Source organism: Pseudomonas mangiferae (assembly GCF_007109405.1).
Taxonomy (GTDB): domain Bacteria; phylum Pseudomonadota; class Gammaproteobacteria; order Pseudomonadales; family Pseudomonadaceae; genus Pseudomonas_T; species Pseudomonas_T mangiferae.
The window spans coordinates 1-22,373 of sequence record NZ_VJOY01000002.1 but is presented as its reverse complement, the minus strand read 5'-3'; the positions used below and the strand labels follow the sequence as shown (position 1 = coordinate 22,373).

The window sequence follows — 22,373 nt, the reverse complement described above, 5'->3', positions numbered from 1 at the left end:
AAAAAGGACGGTATGCTGTTACATACATTCACGTTTGTAAACCAGGGAAAGGCACGAAACGCGAGACAATGCGTTCCCTGCGCCAGACCTGTCTCCACACGGAAACCCCCGTCGAACATGCGTCGAACCAAAGAACAAGCCGAACAGACCCGTGTCGCGATCCTGGCGGCGGCCGAGCAGTTGTTCCTGGAAAAAGGGGTGTCGCATACCACGCTGGAGCAGATCGCCCGTGCCGCCGGGGTCACCCGCGGCGCGGTTTACTGGCACTTCCAGAACAAGGCCCATCTGTTCCACGCCATGCTCGACCAGGTGCGGCTGCCGCTGGAGCAGCTCACCGAACGCCTGTCGGGATGCGGGGGCGAGGATCCGCTCTGGGCCTTGCGCGACCTGTGCGTGGGCGCCATCGAGAGCCTCGCCCAGGACGACCAGAAGCGGCGGATTTTCACCATACTCCTGCATCGTTGCGAATTCACCGACGAATTGCGGGAAACCGAGCAGCGCAACGCCGTGTTCATCAACCAGTTCATTGCACTGGTGGAACAATTGTTCGGACGGCCCGGGTGCCTGGATCGCCTTCAGGACGGCGTGACGCCGCGGATCGGCGCCCGCTCGCTGCATGGCCTGCTGGTGGGGCTGTTCACCGACTGGACCCGGGACCCCGGGCTGTTCGACCCGATCCGTGACGCCGCCGCTCTGTTCGACGTGCACTTCCGCGGGCTGGTACGCGACTGGCCGAGGCGGCGGCAGGCAGCGCCCCCCACACCCTGAACGGCACGGCCGGCCAGGTGCGGCCGGCTAGGTGTGGCCGGCAAGGCGCGGCCTGGGAGGCGCAGCCCGAGCAGCGGCGCCGAGAGAATCAGGCGGCCGGGCGCGCCTCGTAGCCTTCCGCGGCGATCGCCGCCACCACCTGGGTGGCCTCCAGCCGCTGGCTGTCCACCTCGACTCGCCCGCTGGGGATATCCACCCGCACCTGGGCCTGGGGATCGAGGGCCTGCACCGCCTGGGTGATGCTGCGCACGCAGTGGCCGCAGGAAATACCTTGAACGTCGAATGCTTGCATGGGGATGTCCTCCTCGGGGTTTCCGACAGTGTCGACCTTGCCACCGGGTCAAGGTCAAGGTGGGGGTTGCCGAGCCGGCGCCGCTCGCCCAAGCTGAGCGGGTCGACCCGTTTCGGAGCCCTGCCATGCGCCGGTTGCTGCTACCGCTGCTCGCCGTCTCGCTGCACGCCGCGGCGGAAAACGCGCCCTACGCGCCGGTCAACACGCCCGGAGCGTTCGACTACGGCGTGGTGATGGTGACCCGCGATCGCCTGGAAGTCTCCACCAGCTGCGAAATCGGCCTGTACGTGCAGGACCGCCTGGCCGCCCGCCTCTACCAGGGCCAGTCGGTGTCCTTCAACCTGCCGCCGGGGGAAACCCTGATCCGCCTGGGGATCGTCGGCCAGGGCGCCTGCAACTCGGGCTTCGAGCAGTACAACCAGGAAACCATCACCCTGCGCGCCGGGGAAATCCGCAAGTACCGGATCGCCGCCAACACCGCCGGGCTGTACCTGGTGCCGGCCAGCCTCTGACCCCTATCCTGAGACCCGGCGGGCGGACATGGAACTCCGCCCGCCGGGTTGCAGTCACTGTGCCACCCACGAGCCGACGGGCGCGCCCGCGCCACGTCAGCCATTCGCCTGAAGACCGATGAGGAGTTCCAAGGAATGAACCGTTACTCGACCCCACAGATCGCCCTGCACTGGCTGACCGCGCTGCTGGTACTCACCAACATCGCCCTGCCCTACGGCCACGACTTCTTCGGCCAGTTCCTCGGCGGCGACGGCGGTGTCTTCACCCTGCACAAGTCCATCGGGCTGACGGTGCTGGCGCTCACCCTGCTGCGCCTGGTGGTCCGCGCCCGCCATGGCGCGCCGCAGCTGCTGCCGCCCGAAGACCGCTTCCAGCAGGTCGCCGCCAAGGCCGGCCATGCGCTGCTGTACCTCCTGCTGCTGGCGATGCCGCTGACTGGGCTGCTGTTCGGCAAGCGCCCGGTGAACCTGTTCTGGCTGGTGGAGATCGCCCCGCTGCCGCTGTCGGACGACACCCGCGCCCTGGCCAAGCAATTTCACCTCACCGCCCAGTACGTCCTCTACGCCTTGATCCTCGGTCATGCCGCCATCGCCCTCTGGCACCACTACGTGCGCCGCGACGGCGTGCTCCGCGGCATGCTGCCGGCGGCACGCCACTGATACGTCGTTGGGCCACGCGGGCTTGACCTTGCCACCGTGGCAAACCCGAGCATAGGGTGCACTTCTTCCAGGAGGACGCCCTATGCCGACCCTCACCGCATCCCCCCATGACCTGGACCTGCCGATCCGCGGCATGACCTGCGCCTCCTGCGCGGGGCGCGTGGAGCGCGCGCTGCGCCAGGTGCCGGGGGTCACCGCCGCCACCGTCAACCTGGCCAGCGAGCGGGCCCGGGTGGAAGGCCAGGCGGAGCCCACGGCGTTGTTGCAGGCGGTGGAGAAGGCCGGCTACGACGTGCCGCGGCAGACGGTGGAACTGGCCATCGAGGGCATGACCTGCGCCAGCTGCGTGGGCCGGGTAGAGCGTGCCCTGGGCAAGGTGGACGGGGTGCTGTCGGCCAGCGTCAACCTGGCCAGCGAGCGCGCCCAGGTCGAGACCCTGGAAGGCGTCGAGGGCGAGGCGCTGCTGGCGGCGGTGCGCGCGGCCGGCTACGACGCCCGCCCCGTCGCGGGCGACACCCCGGTGCCGGCGCCCCGGGACGAGCGCCTGCCCCTGGCCGGCGCGGTATTGCTGGCGGCGCCCCTGGTGCTGCCGATGATCGCCGGCTGGTTCGGCGGACACCTGATGCTGCCAGCCTGGCTGCAATTCCTGCTGGCCACCCCAGTGCAGTTCGTGTTCGGCGCGCGCTTCTACGTGTCGGCCTGGAAGGCGGTGCGCGCCGGCACCGGCAACATGGACCTGCTGGTGGCGCTGGGCACCAGCGCCGGCTACGGCCTGAGCCTCTACCTGTGGTGGCGCGCCGCCCCGGGGGACATGCCGCACCTGTATTTCGAGGCGTCGGCGGTGGTCATCGCCCTGGTACGCCTGGGCAAATACCTGGAAAGCCGCGCCAAACGCCAGACCGGCGACGCCATCCGCGCCCTGCAAGCCCTGCGCCCGGAGCGGGCGGTGCGGGTGGTGGATGGCCGTGAGGAAGAAGTGGCCATCGCCGCCCTGCAGGTCGGCGACCTGCTGCGGGTCAAGCCCGGCGAGCGCATCCCGGTGGACGGCGAGGTGGTGGACGGCCAGAGCCATGCCGACGAGGCGCTGATCAGCGGCGAGAGCCTGCCGGTGCCGAAGGCGCCGGGCGATGCGGTGACCGGCGGCGCGCTGAACGGCGAGGGCCGCTTGCTGGTGCGGGCCACCGCCCTGGGCGCGGAAAGCGTCCTGGCGCGGATCATCCGCCTGGTGGAAGACGCCCAGGCGGCCAAGGCACCGATCCAGAAGCTGGTGGACCGGGTCAGCGAGGTGTTCGTCCCGGCGGTCCTGCTCATCGCCCTGGCGACCCTGGCCGGCTGGCTGTTCGCCGGCGCCGGCCTGGAGCAGGCGATGATCAACGCCGTGAGCGTGCTGGTGATCGCCTGCCCCTGTGCCCTGGGCCTGGCCACGCCGACGGCGATCATGGCCGGCACCGGCGTGGCGGCCCGCCACGGCATCCTCATCAAGGACGCCAGCGCCCTGGAAATCGCCCACGGGGTGACCGACGTGGCCTTCGACAAGACCGGCACCCTCACCTCGGGCGAGCCGCGCCTGGTGCACCTGGCGGCGCCCGCCGACGAAGAACAAGCCCTGGCCCTGGCCGGTGCGTTGCAGCAGGGCAGCGAGCACCCGCTGGCCCGGGCAGTATTGGATGCCTGCGCCGCCCGCGGCCTGCACCCGGCCACCGTGACGGACAGCCAGGCCCTGGCCGGGCGCGGCATCCGCGGGCAGGTGGGGGAGCGCAGCCTGGCCCTGGGCAACCGCCGCCTGCTGGACGAGCAGGGCCTGGCGCCCGGCGCCCTGGAGGAGCAGGCCCGCGCCTGGGAAGCCGAGGGCCGTACGCTCTCCTGGCTGCTGGACCTGGCGCCCCCGCGGGTGCTGGGGCTGTTCGCCTTCGGCGACTCCCTCAAGCCCGGCGCCGCCGAGGCCGTCGCCGCCCTGGAGGCCCGCGGCATCCGCAGCCACCTGATCACCGGCGACAACCGCGGCAGCGCCGGCGTGGTGGCGTCCGCCCTGCACATCGACGATGTCCATGCCGAAGTGCTGCCCGCCGACAAGGCGGCCACGGTGGCGGCGTTGAAGGCCGCGGGACGTCGCGTGGCGATGGTGGGCGACGGCCTGAACGACGCACCGGCCCTGGCCTCCGCCGACGTCGGCATCGCCATGGGCGGCGGCACCGACGTAGCCATGCACGCCGCCGGGATCACCCTGATGCGCGGCGACCCGCGGCTGGTGCCAGCCGCCCTGGACATCAGCCGGCGCACCTACGGCAAGATCCGCCAGAACCTGTTCTGGGCGTTCATCTACAACCTGGTGGGCCTGCCCCTGGCGGCGTTCGGCGTCCTCGACCCGGTGCTGGCCGGCGCGGCGATGGCGCTGTCCAGCGTCAGCGTGGTCAGCAACGCCCTGCTGCTGAAGACCTGGAAACCCGAGGAGGTCGCGTGAACATCGGCCAGGCGGCGCGGCGCTCCGGCCTCAGCGCCAAGATGATCCGCTACTACGAAGCCATCGGCCTGCTGCCCGCCGCCGGGCGCAGCGATAGCGGCTACCGCCAGTACGGCGAGCGCGACCTGCACACCCTGGGGTTCATCAAGCGCGCCCGTGACCTGGGCTTCGCCCTGGAGGAAGTGGGCCGGCTGCTGGCCCTGTGGCAGGACCGCCAGCGCGCCAGCGCCGACGTGAAGGCCCTGGCCGGCGCCCACATCCAGGCCCTGGACAAGCGCATCGCCGAACTCAGCGGCCTGCGGGACACCCTGGCCGAGCTGGTGGGCCATTGCCAAGGCGACGACCGCCCGGACTGCCCGATCCTGCGGGACCTGGAAAGCGGCGGCTACTGCACCGCCGCCACACCCGCCTCGCAGCCACCATCGGACTGAAAACGAACGAGAAGCCAATACGGATAGAATTCCATATCAAGTGATATAGATTCTTATTTACTTCCCTTTACCTAGACCTTACTCTGCGCACCCCTGCGGTTGCGCATCGAGCGAACACCCGGCACGCCCTCCTCCGGCGATGCCCTCTTCCTGGTAGCAAACGCAGCGAACCCCACGCCGACGCGGATCGCCGGCCCGGACATGACAGGGATGCGCTGCCCACACCCAGGACCCCCCATGCGTATTCATTCCCTTTCCGTCGCGGTCGCCCTCGCCCTCGGCCTTTCCACCCGTGTTCTCGCCGCCCCGGTGGCCCTCGACCTGCCGGCCCAGCCCCTGGCCGACGCGCTGTCGCGCTTCGCCGAAGCCACCGGAGTCAAGGTCGCCTACTCCCCCGCCGACGTCGCCGGCAAGCGCTCCGCCGCGGTCCGCGGCGAGCTCGAGCCGGACCAGGCGCTGGCGCGCCTGCTGGCCGGTTCCGGGCTCAGCGGCAGCGTCCAGGGCAACCTGGCCAGCGTCTCCGGCACGGCGCCCGCCGGCTCCCTGCAACTGGACAGCGTGAACGTCACCAGCCAGGCGGACGTCGCCGGCAGCAGCGTCACCGAGGGCACCCAGTCCTACACCACCGGCGCCATGCACACCGCCACCAAGCTGAACCTGTCCGGCCGCGAGACCCCGCAATCGGTCACCGTGGTGACCCGCCAGCGGATGGACGACCAGGGCGTCAACACCATCAACGACGTGGTGAAGAACACCACCGGGGTGACCCTGCAGAAGTACGGCCCGGAGCGGCAGCGCTTCGTCGCCCGCGGCTTCACCGTCGACAACATCATGTACGACGGCCTGCCCATCACCCTGTCCACCTACACCCAGGACGTGATCTCCGCGGCCGACATGGCGATCTTCGATCGGGTGGAAGTGGTGCGCGGCGCCACCGGCATGATGCAGGGCGCGGGCAGCCCGTCGGCGGCCATCAACCTGGTGCGCAAGCGCCCCACCGCCACGCCCCAGGTGAGCCTGACCGGCAGCGCCGGCAGCTGGGATTCCTACCGCGCCGAGCTGGATGCCTCCAGCGCGCTGAACGACAGCGGCACCCTGCGTGGCCGGGTGGTCACCGCCTACCAGGACAAGGACAGCTACCAGGACGTCACCGGCACCGAGCGCGGCGTGTTCTACGCCATCGGCGAAGCCGACCTGACCGACGACACCACCCTCACCGTCGGCGCCTCGTACCAGAACGACAACAAGAATTCCGACTGGGGCGGCCTGCCCACCGCGCCGGACGGCCGGGACCTGCACCTGTCGCGCTCCACCTACCTGGGCAACGACTGGGCCTACTGGGACACCACCAACACCTTCCTCTTCAGCGAGCTGGAGCACCGCTTCGACAATGGCTGGAAACTGCACGCCGCCGGCAGCAAGCTGTGGGGTCGGATCGACATGCTCGGTTCCTACCTGAGCTACTCCGGCAGCACCCTGAGCCAGGGCAGCGGTCGCTACATCTACACTGACGACCACGACAGCTACGACGTCTACGCCAACGGCCCGTTCCATCTGCTGGGCCGCACCCACGAACTGGTGGTGGGCGCCAGCAACCGCGAGGAATCCTTCGATGGCCACGGCGGCTGGGGCACCACCGCGAACCGCCTCGACCCCTTCACCTGGGATTCCGGCAGCGTCGCCAAGCCCAACTATTACCTGCGCAACTGGGGCCTGAAGACCGATAGCGAGCAGAACGCCGTGTACGCCACCACGCGCATCAGCGTCACCGACCCGCTGAAGGTGATCCTCGGCGGTCGCCTGGACTGGTACGACTACGAAGGCGAGAACATGAGCAACAACGTGGTCAAGCCGCAGAACGGGTACAGCATCACCCGCAACGTGACCAAGTACGCCGGCGCGATCTACGACCTGAACGAGACCTACTCGGTCTATGCCAGCTACACCGACATCTTCAAGCCGCAGAACAACCAGGACACCAGCGGCGCCGTGATCCAGCCCATGACCGGCAAGAACTACGAGATCGGCATGAAGGCCGCCTACTTCGACGGCGCCCTGAACGCCAGCGCGGCGCTGTTCCAGGTGGACCAGGAGAACCGCGCCAAGCTGCTCAACGACCAGAACACCTGCCCCAGCTACCCGGCCGTGAGCTGCTACGAGGCGGCGGGCAAGGTGCGCAGCCAGGGCATCGACCTGGAGCTGACCGGCGCCATCACCCCGGACTGGCAGTTGAGCGCCGGCTACACCTACGTGGAAGCCAAGTACAAGAAGGACACCAACAAGGCCAACGAAGGCAAGCTGTTCGACACCGACCAGCCGCGCCATCTGTTCAAGCTGGCCACCACCTACACCCTGCCCGGCGACTACAACCGCTGGCGGGTCGGCGGCAGCCTGAACACCCAGAACGCCATCTACAACGAAGGGGGCAGCGGCGCCAGCGCCTGGCGTATCGAGCAGGACGCCTACACCTTGGTGGACCTGCTGGTGGGCTACAAGCTCAGCGAGCACGTCGACACCCGCCTGAACTTCAACAACGTGTTCGACAAGCGTTACTACACCGGCATCGGCAGCACCACCAACGTGATCTATGGCGAACCGCGCAACGCCATGCTGACGGTGAAGTGGTCGCTGTAAGCGGCCGGTAGCGCACAGCGGAGCGGCCGGCACGGGCCGTTCCGCTTCCTGGCGATGCCGGCTGCGGCATCGAGACGGCGACGACCCACTCGGAACCGTCTGCCCCTCTCCCGGCCCCCTGCGGGTCCGGTGCGGGAACGATGGGCGCGACGCCCACCGTCCCCGTCCCCGCCGCCCAGGCAGTTCCCGGGTTTCAGGCCGCCGGCGGTCTCAGGCGACCGCGGCCCGCCGACGCCACAGGCGTGCCGGCAGTACCGTCACCGCCAGGCCGCCGAAGACCAGCACGCAGGCCCACAACGCCCGGCCGCTCAGGCTCTCGTCGAGGAACAGCCAGCCCGCCAGCAGGCCGGAGATCGGCACCGCCAGGGCGAACGGCGTCACCAGGCTGGCCGGGTAGCGCCGCAGCAGGAAGCTCCACAGGGCGAAGCCCACGGTGGTGGCGAGGAAGGCGATGTAGGCCAGGGCGCCGACGCCGCCCCAGGTGATCCCGTGCAGCGCGGCGCCGATGGCCTCGGGCCCCTCGAAGATCCACGACAGCAGCAGCAACGGCAGGGGCGGGATCAGGCTGACCCAGCTGATCAGCCGCAGCATGTCGTGGGCGCCAGAGCGCTTGGTGGCGATGTTGGCGAACGCCCAGGCCAGCGCCGCCACGATCACCAGCCCGAACGCCAGCAGGCTGTCGCCCATCGGTCGCTCGCTGGCGATCAGCACCAGCCCCGCCGCGGCCAGGGCCAGGCCCGCCAGGGCACGCGGGCTGGGCCGTTCACCCAGCAGGGCGGCGGCGATCAGCACGGTGAAGAACACCTGGCTCTGCAGCACCAGGGACGACAGGCCGGCGGGCATCCCCAGGTGCATGCCGACGAACAGCAGGCCGAACTTCACCACCCCCAGCAGCACGCCGATCTGCACGATGCGCCAGAACGGCGCCGGCATCGGACCACGCAATATCAACAGCGGCAGCGCCGCCAGGGCGAAGCGCAGGGCGCAGAACAGCAGCGGAGGGAAGTCATGCAACCCCACCTTGATGACGACGAAGTTCACCCCCCAGATGAGGGTGACCAGCAGGGCTAGAAGGATATGCGGCACGGGCACGGCGAAGACTCCCCGGTTGAAATGACCGGGTCACCCTATCAGGCTGGCGCCGAAACAAATGGATACAGCTGGGGAGTAACAGTCGTCGACAGCAAGGCCGGACGACGGGACCTCGGGGCATGCCGCCAGGCGCGGCGCGCCCGTCGCCGACGCGTCCGGCGGACACCGGACGCGCAGTGCGGGAAGGTTGGACGGCCTCAGGCCTGGGATTGCAGGTAGTTTTCCAGGCCGATGCGGTCGATCAGGCCGAGCTGCTGCTCCAGCCAGTAGGCGTGATCTTCCTCGGTGTCTTCCAGCTGGACCCGGAGGATCTCGCGGCTCTGGTAGTCGCCATGCTGCTCGCACAGGGCGATGCCCTTGCTCAGGGCGGCGCGCACCTCGTATTCCAGCATCAGGTCGTTGCGCAGCATCTCCGGCACCGTGCGACCGGCATTGAGCGCCTTGGGGGTCATGTCCGGGGTGCTTTCCAGGAACAGGATGCGTTGCAACAGCGCGTCGGCGTGCTGGGTCTCCTCCTCCATCTCGTGGTTGATCCGCTCGTAGAGCTTCTCGAAGCCCCAGTCGGCGTACATCCGCGAGTGCAGGAAATACTGGTCACGCGCGGCCAGTTCGCCGCGCAGGAGGTCCTTGAGGTATTCGACGACGTCCGCCTGGCCTTGCATGGGAGATTCCTTCGAAGGGGAAAAAGATCATTCAACGGCGAAAGCATCCTGCGCATGCTGACACGGGTCAAGCGCCGGGCGTGATGGGCAACGCTGCCGCGGGCGCTTCGGGCGAGCGGAAAACCGCGGGGCCGCGGGACGGCGGGGCACCCCGGTCCCGATAGACCCAGGCGCCACCCGTCCGCTGGTGGTCAGGAGCGCTGCCAGGGCGGCTCCGGTTCGCGGGGCGGCGCGTCCTCCTCGGCCTCGGCGCGGGCCGCCTCGCGGCGGGCCTGGTCGGCCAGGGCGGCCTTGATCTCGCGCATCACCGCGTCGACGTCCGCGTCCTCTTCCGGCTCGTCGTACTCGCCGGTGAGTACGCTGTCGGGGGTCAGGTCGCCGGCCTCGAAGAGCGCCCACATTTCCTTGGCGTAGCGGGTATAGAGCAACTCCGGAGCGAACTGGCCGAAGTAGGCGGCCATGTTGCCGACGTCCCGTTCCAGCATGCGGAACGCGTGGTTGTTGCCGGCGGCGTCCACCGCCTGGGGCAGGTCGATGATCACCGGCCCGTCCGGCCCCAACAGCACATTGAATTCCGACAGGTCGCCATGGACCAGGCCGGCACAGAGCATCTTGACGATCTCGCCGATCATGAAGCCATGGAATTCCCGCGCATCCTCGGGGGTCAGCGCCACGTCGTTGAGGCGCGGCGCCACATCGCCGTCGCCATCGGTGACCAGTTCCATCAGCAGCACGCCGTCGAGGAAGTCGTAGGGCTTGGGCACCCTGACCCCGGCGCCGGCCAGGCGGAACAGCGCCGCCACTTCGGCGTTCTGCCAGGCTTCCTCGCGCTCCTTGCGGCCATGCTTGGAGCCCTTGGCCATGGCGCGGGCATCGCGGCTGTTGCGGACCTTGCGGCCCTCCTGGTACTCGGCGGCCTGGCGAAAGCCGCGCTTGTCGGCCTCCTTGTAGACCTTCGCGCAGCGCAACTGGCTGCCGCAGCGCACCACGTAGACTGCCGCCTCCTTGCCGCTCATCAGCGGCCGCACGACCTCGTCGACCAAGCCGTCTTCCACCAGGGGTTCGATGCGTCTGGGTGTCTTCATGCGTGTACGTCGCTGTCCTCGTGGCGGCTCATGGGGTCTTTATACGGGAATCCGCCGGCCGTCGCACGGCAGCGCGGTCAATCCCGCAGCAACGTGTGACGCAGTGCCTCGATGGCGTAGCGCACCTTCGGTTGCGCGTCGCGGCGCGGCGTGACGATGTAGATGCCCAGGGGCGGCAGCTTCCACTCCGGCAGCAGCACCTGCAGGCGGCCGTCCGCCAGCTCCGCGCGGACCTCGGCCTCCGGCTGCACCGAGATGCCCATGCCCGCCTGGGTGAAGTGGCGCAGGGAGACGATGTTGTTGCACACCACCCGGCTCTCCATGCGCAGCCGCTGCTGCTCGCCGCTGCCGGCATGGCGCAGGTCGAGGGTATGGAAGCGCTCCTGGCTCAGGCTCAGCCAGTCCAGTTCCAGCAGCTGCTCGGGGCGGCGCAGCGGCGCCCGGCGCGCCAGGTAGGCCGGCGCCGCGCACAGCAGCAACGGCGAATCCCCCAGGTGGCGGGCCACCAGGCTGGAGTCTTCCAGGTGGCCGACGCGGATCGCCAGGTCGATGCGCTGCTCGATCAGGTCGATGGACTCGTCGTGGAAGAACAGCCGCAGGCTCAGGCCCGGATGGGCCTGCAGCAGCGGCGCCAGGGCATCCGTCAGCGGCCGCCCGGAGAAGCCCACCGGCGCCGCGATGCGCAGTTCTCCCACTGGCGCGTCCCGCAGCTCCGCCAGGCGTTGCTCGGCCTGGCGCGCCAGCTCCAGCACCTGGGCACAGCTGCGGTAGAACGCCGCGCCGGCCTCGGTCAGGGTCAGCTTGCGGGTGGTGCGGTGCAGCAGGCTGACCTGGGTGCCCGCCTCCAGCCGGCGGATCTGCTGGCTCACCGCCGAGGCGCTCATGCCCAGGGCCTCGGCGGCCGCGGCCATGGTGCCCTTCTCCACCACCGTGGCGAACACCACCATGCGGTTCAACTGCTGCATTGTGAAGCTCCGCTTAAGAGTGCAAGGCACCAAAGCCCCTTTTTCCGCCTCCGGGGCGCGGCGATCATGCACGCCACCGTACCCCGCACCCTACTCCAAAGGAGCATCCCATGCGTATCGCCCTGATCGGCGCCACCGGCTTCGTCGGTTCCGCCCTGTTGGAAGAAGCCCTGAACCGTGGCCACCAGGTGACCGCCCTGGTCCGCCATCCCGAGAAACTCCCGGCCCGGGACCGCCTGACCGCCGTGCAGGCCGACGCCTACGAGGCCGATGGCCTGGCACGGGCCCTGGCCGGCCACGACGTACTGCTCAACGCCTTCAACCCCGGCTGGAAGGAAGCGGACATCCGCGCGCTGTTCGTGCGCGGCAGCCAGGCCATCATCGCCGCCAGCAAGCGCGCCGGCGTGCGCCTGCTCAGCGTCGGCGGCGCCGGCAGCCTGTACGTGGCACCCGGCCTGCAACTGATCGACACCGAGGGCTTCCCGGCCGCCTACAAGGAAGGCGCCGAGGGCGCGCGCCAGGCGCTGAACCTGCTGCAGGCGGAAACCGAACTGGACTGGAGCTTCCTCTCGCCGCCGGCGCTGCTGCAGCCGGGCGAACGCACCGGACGCTTCCGCCTGAGCCAGGACCAGGTGCTGATGAACGGCGACACGCCCGCCCACATTTCCGTCGCCGACCTGGCGGTCGCCCTGCTGGACGAAGCCGAGCGGCCGCAGCACAGCCGGCGCCGCTTCACGGTCGGCTACTGAGTCGTCCGCCCGGAGCCGCGGTCGGATGCCCTATCCGACCGCCCGATCCCTTCTTCCCGGAGAACACGTCATGAGCATACGCGCCAGCGCCAAGGTCCTCACCGACACCCCCGGCCGCTACATCGGCCGCCTGTGCAAACACTTCGCCCACAAGATCCCGGTCCGCTACGACGAGCGCCAGGGGCGCATCGAATTTGCCTTTGGCGTCGGTACCCTGGAGGCCCAGGAGGATGGCCTGGTGCTGCGGGCCGAGGCGGCCCGCGAGGAGGACCTGGACCGGTTGAAGGAGGTCCTGGCCAGCCATTTCGAGCGCTTCGCCTGGCAGGAGGCGCTGACCCTGAACTGGCAGGCGGCGTGACGCGTCTGCGCCGCCACTCGGCCGTCATTCCGAGGGCGGTGGCGGCTCCAGCTCGATGGTCTCTGCCAGGGACTGCTCCAGGCGCTCCAGCTCGCCGCTGAGGGCGCGGTCGGTATCCGCCAGGCGCCGGGCGATGGCGGCGAACGGCTCCGCCACGTCGGTGAAGACCTGCACCAGCTGTGGGTCGAACAGGCGGCCGGCGCCGGCCTGGATCTGCAGCGAGGCTTCCTCCGGGGTGAGGGGCGTGTGGTAGGGGTGGCGGCTGGTGAGCCGGTCGTAGTGGTAGGCGATGCTGACGATGCGCGCCGACAAGGGAATCGCCTCGCCTTTCAAGCCCTCGGGGAACCCACTGCCATCCCAGTGCTCGTGGTGACTGTAGGCGATTTCCTTGGCGTAGTGGAGGAAGTCCGCCGAGCCGCCGAAGCGACGCTCCGCCATGGCCAGCGCATCGCGCCCAGCCACCGGGTGACGATGCAGGATCGCCAGGTCCTCGGCGTCCAGGGCGCCGGGGTTGAGCAGCACCCGATCCGGCAGGATCACCTTGCCGATGTCGTGGAGCAGCGCCGACTTGCCCAGCACCTCCACGTCTTCCAGGCTCAGGTCGTCCGCGGTGTCCTGGCGGATCAGCGCCTCGGCCAGCAGGCAGACGTAGCGCTCGATGCGCAGCAGGCGCCGGCCGCCAGGGCTGTCCCGCAGGTCCACCAGGGCGGCCATGGCCTCGATGGTGGCGTCGTGCAGGCGCTGGTTCTCCCGGGTGCGGCGCTTCACCTCCAGCTCCAGGTACTCGCTCTTGTCCCGCAGGAAATCGGCGGTGGCCTTGAGCTGCAGGTGGTTCTTCACCCGCGCCAGCACCACCGGCGGGCTGATGGGCTTGGCGATGTAGTCCACCGCGCCCACGTCCAGGCCCAGCTGCTCGTCTTCCGCCGAGCTCTTGGCGGTGAGGAAGATCACCGGGATGCCGGCCGTGGCCGGGTTGCCCTTGAGCATCCGGCAGACCTCGTAGCCATCCATGCCCGGCATCATGATGTCCAGCAGGATCAGGTCCGGCGGCGGCGTGTCCAGGGCGATGCGCAACGCGTGGGTACCGTTGCTGGCCACTTTCACCCGGTACTCGTCGAGCAGGAGCAGTTCGCTCATCAGCTCCAGGTTCTCGGGGGTGTCGTCGACCACCAGGATCACTGGCTGGTCGGGTCTGTCGAGCATTTCGTCCATGTCCCGTCGTGGCGCCTCGTCACGTTGAAAAACCGGGCCCGGCCGAAACCGGGTCCGTCGCTACATCCTTCGCCCGCTCTGGCCGTCACCCTCGTCCTCGCCTGGCGACCGCTCCCGGCGGTGCTCGGCGGCGGTCCGCAGCAGCACCAGGGCGGCCTGGAACTCGAAGCCCTGGACGGCGGCGGCCAGGGCCGGGTAGTCGGCGGGGAACGCCCCGCGCAGGGCGCCGGCCTCGGTGTCGAACAGGCGGGCGGCCCGCGGGTCGTCGTCCTCCAGCAGCGCCAGCAGGCGCTCCACCAGGGATGCCAGGCTGGCCTCGTCCACCGCTTCGGGCCGTACCGGCGGCGCCTCGAACTGGGCGTCGATCGCCTGCGACAGGGCCTGAAGGGTAGGACTCAGCGCCTGCAGCAAGGTTTCCAGCGCCGCCGCGTCGGCCCCGGCCCTCAGCGCCTGCTCCAGGGCCTCGGCCTGCTCTTGCAGCACGGTCGCGCCCAGGGTGCCGGCGAGGCCACGGAAGCCATGGGCCAGCCGCTCCGCGCTGCCACGGTCGTCGGCGGCCAGGGCGGCTCGCAGGCATTCGGGGAAATCCCGGTGGCTGGCGGCGAATCGCTGCAACTGGCGCTGGTAGGACGGCACGCGACCCAGGGCGCGGCGCAGGCCCCCGGCGATGTCCACCCCCGGCAGGGTCCACTCGGGCATCGCGTCCGACCGGGCAGACGGCGTGGCGGGCATGGCCAGCCAGCGGGCCAGGGTGCGCCGCAGCAGGTCCGGCTCGATGGGCTTGGCCAGGTGATCGTTCATGCCGGCGGTCAGGCAGCGCTCGCGGTCGGCCACCCCGGCGTTGGCGGTCATGGCAATGATCGGCACGGTGCGGAACCGCGGGTCGCGGCGCAGCGCCCGGGTGGCACCGAGGCCGTCCAGGCGCGGCATCTGCATGTCCATCAGGACCACGCCGAACGCCCCCTCCGGCGCGGCCCGCAGGCGCTCCAAGGCCTGTTCGCCGTCTTCCGCGCAGTCCACCTCCAGCCCCAGTTGCTGCAGCAGCTCGCAGGCCACTTCGCGGTTGAGGGGGTTGTCCTCCACCAGCAGGACGCGGGCACCCTCCAGGCTCGCGGCGGCCTCCGGTCCGCGTTCCGCGGGAGCGGCCGCCGCCGGGACGTCCGCCTCGGGCGGCGTGCCCAGGCAGCGCAGCAGCGCGGCGCGCAGGGCCGCCGGGCGCAGCGGCTTGGCCAGGATGTCGTCCACCTCGGCCTGGCGCAGCGGCGTGTAGTCCTCGCCATCCTCGGCCGCCAGCAACAGGAACGGCGGTGGGTAGCTTTCCAAGGAGCGGATACGTCGCGCCAGCTCGATGCCGTCCATGTCGGCCATGCGCCGGTCCAGCACGATGAAATGGTAGGGCTCGCCCCGCAGGATCGACTGCCAGGTGTCCCGCAGCGCCTCGGCGCCGCTGGCGACCGCGTCGGCGCGCAGGCCCAGGGCGTCCAGCAGGTCCTGCGCCGAGGCGCCCGGGCCGCGCTCCCCCACCGCCAGGGCGCGGCGCCCGCGCAGGTCGGCCAGGGGCCGCTCGCGGGGTTGCAGGCGCGCCACCCCCAGGGGCAGCCGGCACCAGAACAGGCTGCCCTCGCCGGGCCGGCCGTCGGCGCCAACCGTGCCGCCCATGGCCTCGGCAAGGCTGCGGCAGATGGCCAGGCCCAGCCCGGTGCCGCCGTACTGGCGGGTGGTGGAGTTGTCCGCCTGGCGGAACGGCTCGAACAGCCGCGCCACCCGCGCCGGGTCCAGGCCGATGCCGGTGTCGCGCACCGCCAGGTACAGCAGCAGCCGTTCACCGTTGCGCCCCTCGCTGCGGGCGATCACGTCGATCTGCCCGCGGGGGGTGAACTTCACCGCGTTGTTGACGTAGTTGATGAGGATCTGCCCCAGGCGCAACGGGTCGCCGATCAGGTGCAGCGGCAGCTGCGGGTCGACGTCGAAGTGCAGCTCCAGGCCCTTGGCCGTCGCTCGCTCGCCGATCACCCCGACGAGGTTCTCCAGCACCGCGTGGAGGTCGAACTCGACGCGCTCCACCGCCAGCCGGCCGGCTTCGATGCGGGAGAAGTCCAGCACGTTGTCGAGAATGCCCAGCAGGTGCTGGCCGGCCTGCCGCACCTTGTCCAGGTAGTCGCGCTGGCGCGGGTCGCAGGCGGTCTGCTGGGCCAGGTGGGACATGCCGAGGATGGCGTTGAGGGGGGTGCGGATCTCATGGCTCATGTTGGCGAGGAAGTTGGACTTCACCCGGGCCGCCTCTTCGGCCAACTCCTTGGCCTGCTCCATGGCCTCCTCGCTCTGCTTGCGGGCGGTGATGTCGCGGCTCACCCCCACCGTGCCCAGGAGTCGCCCGCCCTCGTCGTGGAAGGCGCTGCGCAGGCTGTCGAACAGCACCCGGCGGCCGTTGGGGTAGCTCAGCCACACCTCGTTCTCCAGCGGCGCGCTGGCGGACATCGCGGTCAGGTCCCGGGCCATGGCTTCCTGGGCGCGCCAGCCGCCGAACAGCTGGCGATCGTCGCAGCCGATGAGGGTCTCGATGGGCCGCCCCAGCAGCTCGGCGAAGGCCTGGTTCATCCCCAGGTAACGCCCTTGGGGGTCCTTGTACCAGATGGGGTCGGGAATCGCGTCCAGCAGCGCCAGGAGGATGCTGCGCTGGCGCTGCGCCTCGGCCTCGGCGCGACGCCGCTCGATCACCTGCTCGGTGAGCCAGCGGTTCCAGATCAGCACCACCGCCAGCACCGCCAGCAACAGCAACGCGTAGGGCCAGGCCACCTCGGCGGCCTTGCCCCAGTTGAACTCGGTGAGGGGCGGCAGCCAGCGCTCCTGGATCGCCTGGCGCTCGTCGCGGCCGAGACTCTGCAGAGCACGGTCGATCAGCGGCAGCAGCGGCGCCAGGTCGCGGCGCAGGGCGAAGCGCAGCTCGCTGGGGCCGAAGCCGCTCTCGCCGCGGATTTCCAGGTTGCCCAGGTTGAACTCGCCGATCAGGTAGCGGGCGACGATGGCATCGCCGACGTAGGCGTCCGCCTCGCCGGCGGCCAGGGCGCGCAAGGCCGCTTCGGTGTCCTCGCGGGTCACCAGGCGGATGCGCGGCACCCGTACCGCCAGCACCTCGCGCAGCGCGTAGCCGCGCTCCACCGCCACCCGCAGCCCGGCCAGGTCGGCAAGGCTCTGCACCTCGGTGTCGCGGCGGGCGAAGATCACGTTGCTGCTGACCAGGTACGGCGCGCTGAAGACGAAGGAGGCTTCCCGTGCCGGCGCCCGGGCGGTGGACGGCAGCAAGTCCAGGCGGCCATCCAGCATCGCCTGCTGGGCGGCCTGCCAGTCGGCCACCGGCACCGCGTCGAAACGCAGGCCCAGGCGCTCGCCGAGGCGTGCCAGGTAGTCGGCACCGATGCCCTGGAAGCGGCCGTCGCGGTAGAACTCGAACGGCGGCCAGCCGTCCTGCACCACCCCCACCCGCAGCACCGGCTGGCGCGCCAGCAAGGCTCGCTCGCCGTCGCTCAGGGGTGGCTGCAGGGCGTCCGCGGCCACCACCCCCGCATACAGCCACAGGGCGACAAGCATGCGCCTGCCGATGGTTTTCATGCCCATTCCCGATCCCATCCGTCGGCGTTGCCGGTCCTGCGCCCCACACCCGGGCCGCGCCCGGCGCGAGGCGATCCCTGAAGCGTAGCCGGCGCGCCGGCTACGCGGGTGGGCGCCGTACATCCTTCGACGAAGCGTCGCGCCATTCAGCGGAACAGGTCGCCCGGGGTGACCCCGAACAGCCCGCGAAACGCGGCGATGAACGCCGACGGCGAGTCATAGCCGCTGGCCAGGGCCACCTGAGTCACGCTGTCACCGCGCTCCAGGGGCTGCAGGGCCGACAGCAGCCGCAGGCGCTGGCGCCAGTGGCGGAAGGTCAGCCCGGTCTCCCGGCGGAAGCCACGGCTCAAGGTCTTTTCCGAGGTGTTCAGGCGCCGCGCCCAGTCGCCCAGGGTATGGGCCAGGTCCGGCTGCTGCAGCAGCTCGCCGCACAGGCTGCGCAGGCGCGCCTCCGCTGGCATCGGCAGGGAGAACGCCGCTTCCGGCGCCGCCGCCAACTGGTCCAGCAACACCGCCACCAGGCGCATGGCCGGACCGTCCTCCTGGGGGTAGTCGGCCGGTAGCCGGCAAAACTGCTTGATCAGCTCGCGGGTCAGGGGGCTCACCTCCAGCACCTGGCAGCGGGGCGGCGCCCAGGCGCTGGCGTCGGCACGCACATAGAGGCTGCGCATCTCTGCCTGGGTGGAGGTGGCCACCTCGTGCTCCAGCCCCGGCGGCACCCACACCGCCCAGTGGGGCGGGGCGAAGAAGCTGCCGGCGGCGGTGTGCACGCCCAGCACGCCGCTGATGGCATGGGACAGCTGGCCCCAGGGGTGCCGGTGGCGAGCGGTCCAGGAGCCAGCGCGCAGGCTCTCCGCCCGGGCGTAGAGGGGCCCGGGCAGGCGCGTCAGCGCGGGGATCGCACGTTGCAGGGTGGACGGGCCGGTCGGCGGCATGCCAGGGCGCTCCGGGGGCGGTCGCCGCAGTCTGCCCGATCCCGGGCGGCGGCGCCTACCGCCTCAGCGTTCGAGGATTGCCGTCACCCCCTGGCCACCAGCGGCGCAGATGGAAATCAGCCCACGGCCGCTGCCGGCCACGTCCAGCAGCTTGGCCAGATTGGCGACGATGCGCCCCCCCGTGGCGGCGAACGGGTGGCCGGCCGCCAGGGAACTGCCCTTGACGTTCAGCCGGCTGCGATCGAGGGACCCCAGGGGCGCACTGAGGCCGAGGCGCTCACGGCAGTAGTCGGCGTCCTCCCAGGCCTTTAGGGTGCACAGCACCTGGGCGGCGAACGCCTCGTGGATCTCGTAGTAGTCGAAGTCCTGCAGGGTCAGGCCGTTGCGAGCCAGCAGCCGCGGCACTGCATAGACCGGCGCCATCAGCAGGCCCTCCTTGCCCTGGACGAAGTCCACCGCGGCGGTCTCGCCGTCCCGCAGGTAGGCCAGCACCGGCAGGCCGCGTTCCTGCGCCCACGCCTCGCTGGCCAGCAGCACCACCGAGGCGCCGTCGGTGAGGGGGGTGGAGTTGCCCGCGGTGAGGGTGCCGCGGGCGCCCTTCTCGAACACCGGCTTGAGGGTGGCGAGTTTCTCCAGGTCGATGTCCGGGCGTAGGTTCTGGTCGCGGGTCAGGCCGCGGTAGGGGGTCAGCAGGTCGTCCTGCCAGCCTTCGGCATAGGCCGCCGCCAGCTTGCGGTGGCTTTCCCAGGCCAGGCGGTCCTGCTCGTCCCGGGGGATTTCCCAGGTCTGCGCCATGCGCTCGCAGTGCTGGCCCATGGACAGACCGGTGCGCGGCTCGCCGTTGCGCGGCAGCTCCGGCGCCAAGTGGTGGGGGCGCAGCTTGGCGAAGACCTTGAGCTTGTCCGGCAGCGTCTTGGCACGGTTGGCCTCTAGGAGGATGCGCCGCAGCCCTTCGTTGACCGCGATGGGCGCATCAGACGCGGTGTCGACACCGCCGGCAATGCCGCACTCAATCTGCCCCAGGGCGATCTTGTTGGCCACCAGCAGCGTCGCCTCCAGGCCGGTGCCACAGGCCTGCTGGATGTCGTAGGCCGGGGTCTCCGGGGCCAGTCGCGAACCCAGCACGCATTCACGGGTGAGGTTGAAGTCCCGGGCGTGCTTGAGCACCGCGCCGGCGGCCACCTCGCCGAGCCGCAGGCCGTGCAGGTTATAGCGCTCGATCAGGCCCTCCAGGGCCGCGGTGAGCATTTCCTGGTTGCTGCTGGTGGCGTAGACGGTGTTGGAACGGGCGAAGGGGATGCGGTTGCCGCCGACGATGGCGACCCGGCGCAACGGGGTCATGGGGAATCCTCGCGAAGGGGGTGGGCCCTCGCGCCCCTCGTCCAGGGACGCGGCCGCCGACGAGGCGGACCGCGGCATGAAACGAGTGGCGGCGTGGCGTGGTCAATCCTTGGAGCCTATCCCCGGGAGCCTCGTTCCATGTCCTCCGATCGCTACATCGCATTCGCCACCTCCCCCGTCGGCCATCGCCTGGTGAGCGCGCTGGGCCTGCCCGCGCCGATCCACCTCGAACGCTGGATGGCCGGCCGCACGCGGCCGGTGGAAGGCGCCCTGCTGATCGGCGGCAGCGGCATCCTGGCCAAGGCCGCCAGCGGCCTGCTCAACCGCCTCACCGACGCCAGCTACGCCGACGAGGACGGCCGCTTCGGGCTGCCGCGCTGGACCGCCGAGCACGGGCCGAAGCTCAAGGCGATGATCTTCGACGCCAGCGACATCACCGACGTCGAGCAACTGGTCCAGTTGCGCACCTTCTTCCAGCCGACCCTCAAGGCGCTGTCCTCCTGCCCGCGAGTGGTGGTACTGGGCCGCCCGCCGGAAACCCTCGCCGATCCCTTCGCCGCCAGCGCCCAGCGCAGCCTGGAGGGCTTCACCCGCTCCCTGGGCCGGGAAATCCGCCATGGCGGCGGCGTGCAGCTGCTGTACGTGGGCGAAGGCGCCGAGGACCGCCTGGAGGGCGCGCTGCGCTTCTTCCTCTCGCCGAAGAGCGCCTATGTGTCCGGCCAGGTGGTGCGCCTGGCCGCCGACGACAGTCAGGTGAACGACTGGACCCGGCCCCTGGCGGGCCGCCGTGCCCTGGTCACCGGCGCCTCCCGCGGCATCGGCGCGGCCATTGCCGAGACCCTGGCCCGGGATGGCGCCGAGGTGGTGCTGCTGGACGTGCCCCAGGCCCAGGAAAACCTGGAGGCATTGGCGGCGCGCCTGGGCGGGCGCGGGCTGGCCCTGGACATCTCCACCGACGACGCCCCGCAGCAACTGGTGGACGCCCTCGCCGACGGCATCGACATCGTCGTGCACAACGCCGGCATCACCCGCGACAAGACCCTGGCCAAGATGAGCGAGGCCCAGTGGAGCGCGGTGATCGACGTCAACCTCAAGGCGCCCCAGGTGCTGACCCAGGCGCTGCTGGACAGCGGCCGCCTGCGGGACGGCGGCCGGGTGGTGCTGGTGTCCTCCACCAGCGGCATCGCCGGCAATTTCGGCCAGACCAACTACGCGGTGAGCAAGGCCGGGCTGATCGGCCTGGTGCAGGCCTGGGAGCTGGAACTGGCCAAGCGCGCCATCACCATCAATGCGGTGGCGCCCGGCTTCATCGAGAGCCACATGACCGCGGCCATGCCCTTCACCGTGCGGGAAGCCGGGCGGCGGATGAACGCCATGGGCCAGGGCGGCCTGCCCCAGGACGTGGCCGAGGCCATCGCCTGGCTGTCCCAGCCCACCTCCGGGGCGGTGACCGGCCAGGTCCTGCGGGTCTGCGGCCAGAGCCTGATCGGCGCCTGAGCCCATGGCCGACCGTCACCTGGCGGGCGCCAGTACGTTCTTCACCGGAGGGACCTTCCTATCCCGGTGCAGGCCGTTCTCCGCGCGGCCTGCCGGTCCGGCGACCGCCCCAGGCGCCGTTGCAGACCCGGTTCGCCTTCCGCCCCCTCGGCATTCAGCGCGCCGGTGACGCCGGCGCGGTATTCAAGGAGTTCGATCATGGCCACCGATTGGCACGACCTGCCTTCCCCACCCGCCCTCCCCGGCCTGTTCGCCCAGGCCGCGCTGCGCCGCGGTATCCGCGGCTCCACGCTGCCGGCCTTCGGCGTGCGCAGCCGGGTGCGGGTGGAGGCCGAGCAATTGGCGCGCTACCGCAAGGTCTGCGGCTACCCGGACAACGGCCTGCTGCCACCCACCTACCCCCACGTGCTGCTGTTCCCATTGCAGATGGCGCTGCTCACCGACCCGGCCTTCCCGTTCCCGCCGGTGGGCCTGGTGCACCTGGGCAACCGTATCCGGGTGGTGCGCCCCCTGGGGGGCGAAGGTCCCTTCGTCGGCAGCGTCCACGCCGCCCACCTGCAGCCCCACGAGAAAGGTGCCTTGTTCACCCTGGTGCTGCGCCTGGAGGACCAGCTGGGGCTGCTCTGGGAAGGCGAGAGCCGCCTGCTCTGCCGCGGTGCCAAGGTCCCCGGCACGCCCCTGGAGAAGGCCCCCGAAGACCCGCTGGAACTCACCGAGATCGACCGCTGGCAGGCGCCCGCCGACACCGGCCGCGCCTATGCCCGGGTCTCCGGCGACTACAACCCGATCCACCTTTCGGCCCTTACCGCGCGATTGTTCGGTTTCCCCCGCGCCATCGCCCACGGCCTGTGGAGCAAGGCCCGCAGCCTGGCGGTGCTCAACGACCGCCTGCCCCGGGCCGGCTACGTGGTGGACGTGCGCTTCCAGAAGCCGCTGTTGCTGCCGGGAGAAGCGGTGCTGTTCGCCAGTGCCCCGGCGCCCCACGGCCAGTTCGCCCTGCATGGTGCCGACGAAGTGCCCTACTTGAGCGGCAACTGGCACCAGGTGGGCTGATCGCCACAACTTGCAGGATGGGCGTCGGCGACCGAAGCTAGGCGCCCCCGCCCGCCC

General features: G+C 70.5%; 19 protein-coding genes. 10 read left to right on the top strand and 9 right to left on the bottom strand.

The annotated features are described in order from the left end of the window. Positions 1–117: 117 nt before the first annotated feature. Complete coding sequence (locus tag FM069_RS02335) at positions 118–768, top strand: TetR family transcriptional regulator (RefSeq protein ID WP_143486673.1); 651 nt, start codon at positions 118–120, stop codon at positions 766–768. An 88-nt stretch (positions 769–856) separates the two neighbouring features. Here the strand turns inward: FM069_RS02335 and FM069_RS02330 are convergent, their stop codons facing one another. Next, positions 857–1,060, bottom strand: coding sequence for a heavy-metal-associated domain-containing protein (locus FM069_RS02330; RefSeq protein WP_143486672.1), 204 nt, complete (start codon positions 1,058–1,060; stop codon positions 857–859). Positions 1,061–1,185: 125 nt separating this feature from the next. Between FM069_RS02330 and FM069_RS02325 the strand changes: the two genes are divergently transcribed. The 5 genes from FM069_RS02325 (at position 1,186) to FM069_RS02305 (ending at position 7,758) form a co-directional block, all read left to right on the top strand. Further along, entirely contained in the window at positions 1,186–1,572 is a 387-nt protein-coding gene (locus FM069_RS02325; protein ID WP_143486671.1) for a hypothetical protein, read from the top strand. A gap of 135 nt (positions 1,573–1,707) precedes the next feature. After that, entirely contained in the window at positions 1,708–2,232 is a 525-nt protein-coding gene (locus tag FM069_RS02320; RefSeq protein ID WP_143486670.1) for a cytochrome b, read from the top strand. A gap of 82 nt (positions 2,233–2,314) precedes the next feature. Beyond that, entirely contained in the window at positions 2,315–4,693 is a 2,379-nt protein-coding gene (locus tag FM069_RS02315; protein WP_143486669.1) for a heavy metal translocating P-type ATPase, read from the top strand. Beyond that, on the top strand, positions 4,690–5,124 hold the full coding sequence (gene cueR, locus FM069_RS02310; protein WP_143486668.1) for a Cu(I)-responsive transcriptional regulator: 435 nt from the start codon (positions 4,690–4,692) through the stop codon (positions 5,122–5,124). The genes FM069_RS02315 and cueR overlap by 4 nt, the downstream gene beginning before the upstream one ends. Positions 5,125–5,361: 237 nt before the next feature. After that, positions 5,362–7,758, top strand: coding sequence for a TonB-dependent siderophore receptor (locus tag FM069_RS02305; RefSeq protein WP_143486667.1), 2,397 nt, complete (start codon positions 5,362–5,364; stop codon positions 7,756–7,758). Positions 7,759–7,968: 210 nt separating this feature from the next. On the opposite strand, the gene FM069_RS02300 is transcribed toward FM069_RS02305, so the two are convergent. The 4 genes from FM069_RS02300 to FM069_RS02285 all read right to left on the bottom strand — a co-directional run bounded on the left by FM069_RS02300 (position 7,969) and on the right by FM069_RS02285 (position 11,562). Beyond that, positions 7,969–8,850, bottom strand: a complete 882-nt coding sequence (locus FM069_RS02300) for an EamA family transporter (protein ID WP_143486666.1) — start codon at positions 8,848–8,850, stop codon at positions 7,969–7,971. 197 nt (positions 8,851–9,047) lie between these two features. Beyond that, positions 9,048–9,512, bottom strand: a complete 465-nt coding sequence (gene bfr / locus FM069_RS02295) for a bacterioferritin (protein ID WP_143486665.1) — start codon at positions 9,510–9,512, stop codon at positions 9,048–9,050. Between the two features lie 191 nt (positions 9,513–9,703). Then, positions 9,704–10,597 carry a PA4780 family RIO1-like protein kinase gene (locus FM069_RS02290; RefSeq protein ID WP_143486664.1) on the bottom strand — a complete coding sequence of 298 codons (894 nt, stop codon included), beginning with the start codon at positions 10,595–10,597 and terminating at the stop codon, positions 9,704–9,706. 77 nt (positions 10,598–10,674) lie between these two features. Further along, positions 10,675–11,562, bottom strand: coding sequence for a LysR family transcriptional regulator (locus tag FM069_RS02285; RefSeq protein ID WP_143486663.1), 888 nt, complete (start codon positions 11,560–11,562; stop codon positions 10,675–10,677). 110 nt (positions 11,563–11,672) lie between these two features. On the opposite strand from FM069_RS02285, the gene FM069_RS02280 reads away from it, so the two are divergent. Both FM069_RS02280 and FM069_RS02275 read left to right on the top strand, forming a co-directional pair. After that, positions 11,673–12,311, top strand: coding sequence for an NAD(P)-dependent oxidoreductase (locus tag FM069_RS02280; RefSeq protein ID WP_143486662.1), 639 nt, complete (start codon positions 11,673–11,675; stop codon positions 12,309–12,311). Between the two features lie 70 nt (positions 12,312–12,381). Further along, entirely contained in the window at positions 12,382–12,669 is a 288-nt protein-coding gene (locus FM069_RS02275) for a DUF2218 domain-containing protein (RefSeq protein WP_143486661.1), read from the top strand. Positions 12,670–12,693: 24 nt separating this feature from the next. Here FM069_RS02275 and FM069_RS02270 read toward each other — a convergent pair whose 3' ends face one another. The 4 genes from FM069_RS02270 to FM069_RS02255 form a co-directional block, all read right to left on the bottom strand. After that, positions 12,694–13,881 carry a response regulator gene (locus tag FM069_RS02270; RefSeq protein WP_143486660.1) on the bottom strand — a complete coding sequence of 396 codons (1,188 nt, stop codon included), beginning with the start codon at positions 13,879–13,881 and terminating at the stop codon, positions 12,694–12,696. A gap of 60 nt (positions 13,882–13,941) precedes the next feature. After that, positions 13,942–17,490 (bottom strand): response regulator, encoded by a 3,549-nt coding sequence (locus FM069_RS02265; protein WP_233281968.1) that lies wholly within the window; start codon positions 17,488–17,490, stop codon positions 13,942–13,944. Positions 17,491–17,636: 146 nt separating this feature from the next. Beyond that, positions 17,637–18,425: an AraC family transcriptional regulator gene (locus FM069_RS02260; protein WP_143486659.1), complete on the bottom strand. Its 789-nt coding sequence runs from the start codon at positions 18,423–18,425 to the stop codon at positions 17,637–17,639. 63 nt (positions 18,426–18,488) lie between these two features. Then, positions 18,489–19,766 carry an acetyl-CoA C-acetyltransferase gene (locus FM069_RS02255; protein ID WP_143486658.1) on the bottom strand — a complete coding sequence of 426 codons (1,278 nt, stop codon included), beginning with the start codon at positions 19,764–19,766 and terminating at the stop codon, positions 18,489–18,491. A 138-nt stretch (positions 19,767–19,904) separates the two neighbouring features. On the opposite strand from FM069_RS02255, the gene FM069_RS02250 reads away from it, so the two are divergent. Both FM069_RS02250 and FM069_RS02245 read left to right on the top strand, forming a co-directional pair. Continuing rightward, positions 19,905–21,263, top strand: a complete 1,359-nt coding sequence (locus FM069_RS02250) for a 3-oxoacyl-ACP reductase (protein ID WP_143486657.1) — start codon at positions 19,905–19,907, stop codon at positions 21,261–21,263. Positions 21,264–21,461: 198 nt separating this feature from the next. After that, entirely contained in the window at positions 21,462–22,316 is an 855-nt protein-coding gene (locus FM069_RS02245) for a MaoC family dehydratase (protein ID WP_143486656.1), read from the top strand. The last annotated feature ends 57 nt before the right edge of the window (positions 22,317–22,373 follow it).

What these genes read in the sequence shown, in the direction of transcription:
- FM069_RS02305 (WP_143486667.1), top strand. Translation starts at nt 5,362, where the DNA reads ATGCGTATTCATTCCCTTTCCGTCGCGGTCGCCCTCGCCCTCGGCCTT.
- FM069_RS02285 (WP_143486663.1), bottom strand. Translation starts at nt 11,562, where the DNA reads ATGCAGCAGTTGAACCGCATGGTGGTGTTCGCCACGGTGGTGGAGAAG.
- FM069_RS02260 (WP_143486659.1), bottom strand. Translation starts at nt 18,425, where the DNA reads ATGCCGCCGACCGGCCCGTCCACCCTGCAACGTGCGATCCCCGCGCTG.
- bfr (WP_143486665.1), bottom strand. Translation starts at nt 9,512, where the DNA reads ATGCAAGGCCAGGCGGACGTCGTCGAATACCTCAAGGACCTCCTGCGC.
- FM069_RS02320 (WP_143486670.1), top strand. Translation starts at nt 1,708, where the DNA reads ATGAACCGTTACTCGACCCCACAGATCGCCCTGCACTGGCTGACCGCG.
- FM069_RS02335 (WP_143486673.1), top strand. Translation starts at nt 118, where the DNA reads ATGCGTCGAACCAAAGAACAAGCCGAACAGACCCGTGTCGCGATCCTG.
- FM069_RS02325 (WP_143486671.1), top strand. Translation starts at nt 1,186, where the DNA reads ATGCGCCGGTTGCTGCTACCGCTGCTCGCCGTCTCGCTGCACGCCGCG.
- FM069_RS02245 (WP_143486656.1), top strand. Translation starts at nt 21,462, where the DNA reads ATGGCCACCGATTGGCACGACCTGCCTTCCCCACCCGCCCTCCCCGGC.
- FM069_RS02315 (WP_143486669.1), top strand. Translation starts at nt 2,315, where the DNA reads ATGCCGACCCTCACCGCATCCCCCCATGACCTGGACCTGCCGATCCGC.
- FM069_RS02250 (WP_143486657.1), top strand. Translation starts at nt 19,905, where the DNA reads ATGTCCTCCGATCGCTACATCGCATTCGCCACCTCCCCCGTCGGCCAT.
- FM069_RS02330 (WP_143486672.1), bottom strand. Translation starts at nt 1,060, where the DNA reads ATGCAAGCATTCGACGTTCAAGGTATTTCCTGCGGCCACTGCGTGCGC.
- FM069_RS02290 (WP_143486664.1), bottom strand. Translation starts at nt 10,597, where the DNA reads ATGAAGACACCCAGACGCATCGAACCCCTGGTGGAAGACGGCTTGGTC.
- FM069_RS02275 (WP_143486661.1), top strand. Translation starts at nt 12,382, where the DNA reads ATGAGCATACGCGCCAGCGCCAAGGTCCTCACCGACACCCCCGGCCGC.
- FM069_RS02265 (WP_233281968.1), bottom strand. Translation starts at nt 17,490, where the DNA reads ATGAAAACCATCGGCAGGCGCATGCTTGTCGCCCTGTGGCTGTATGCG.
- FM069_RS02280 (WP_143486662.1), top strand. Translation starts at nt 11,673, where the DNA reads ATGCGTATCGCCCTGATCGGCGCCACCGGCTTCGTCGGTTCCGCCCTG.
- FM069_RS02255 (WP_143486658.1), bottom strand. Translation starts at nt 19,766, where the DNA reads ATGACCCCGTTGCGCCGGGTCGCCATCGTCGGCGGCAACCGCATCCCC.
- FM069_RS02270 (WP_143486660.1), bottom strand. Translation starts at nt 13,881, where the DNA reads ATGGACGAAATGCTCGACAGACCCGACCAGCCAGTGATCCTGGTGGTC.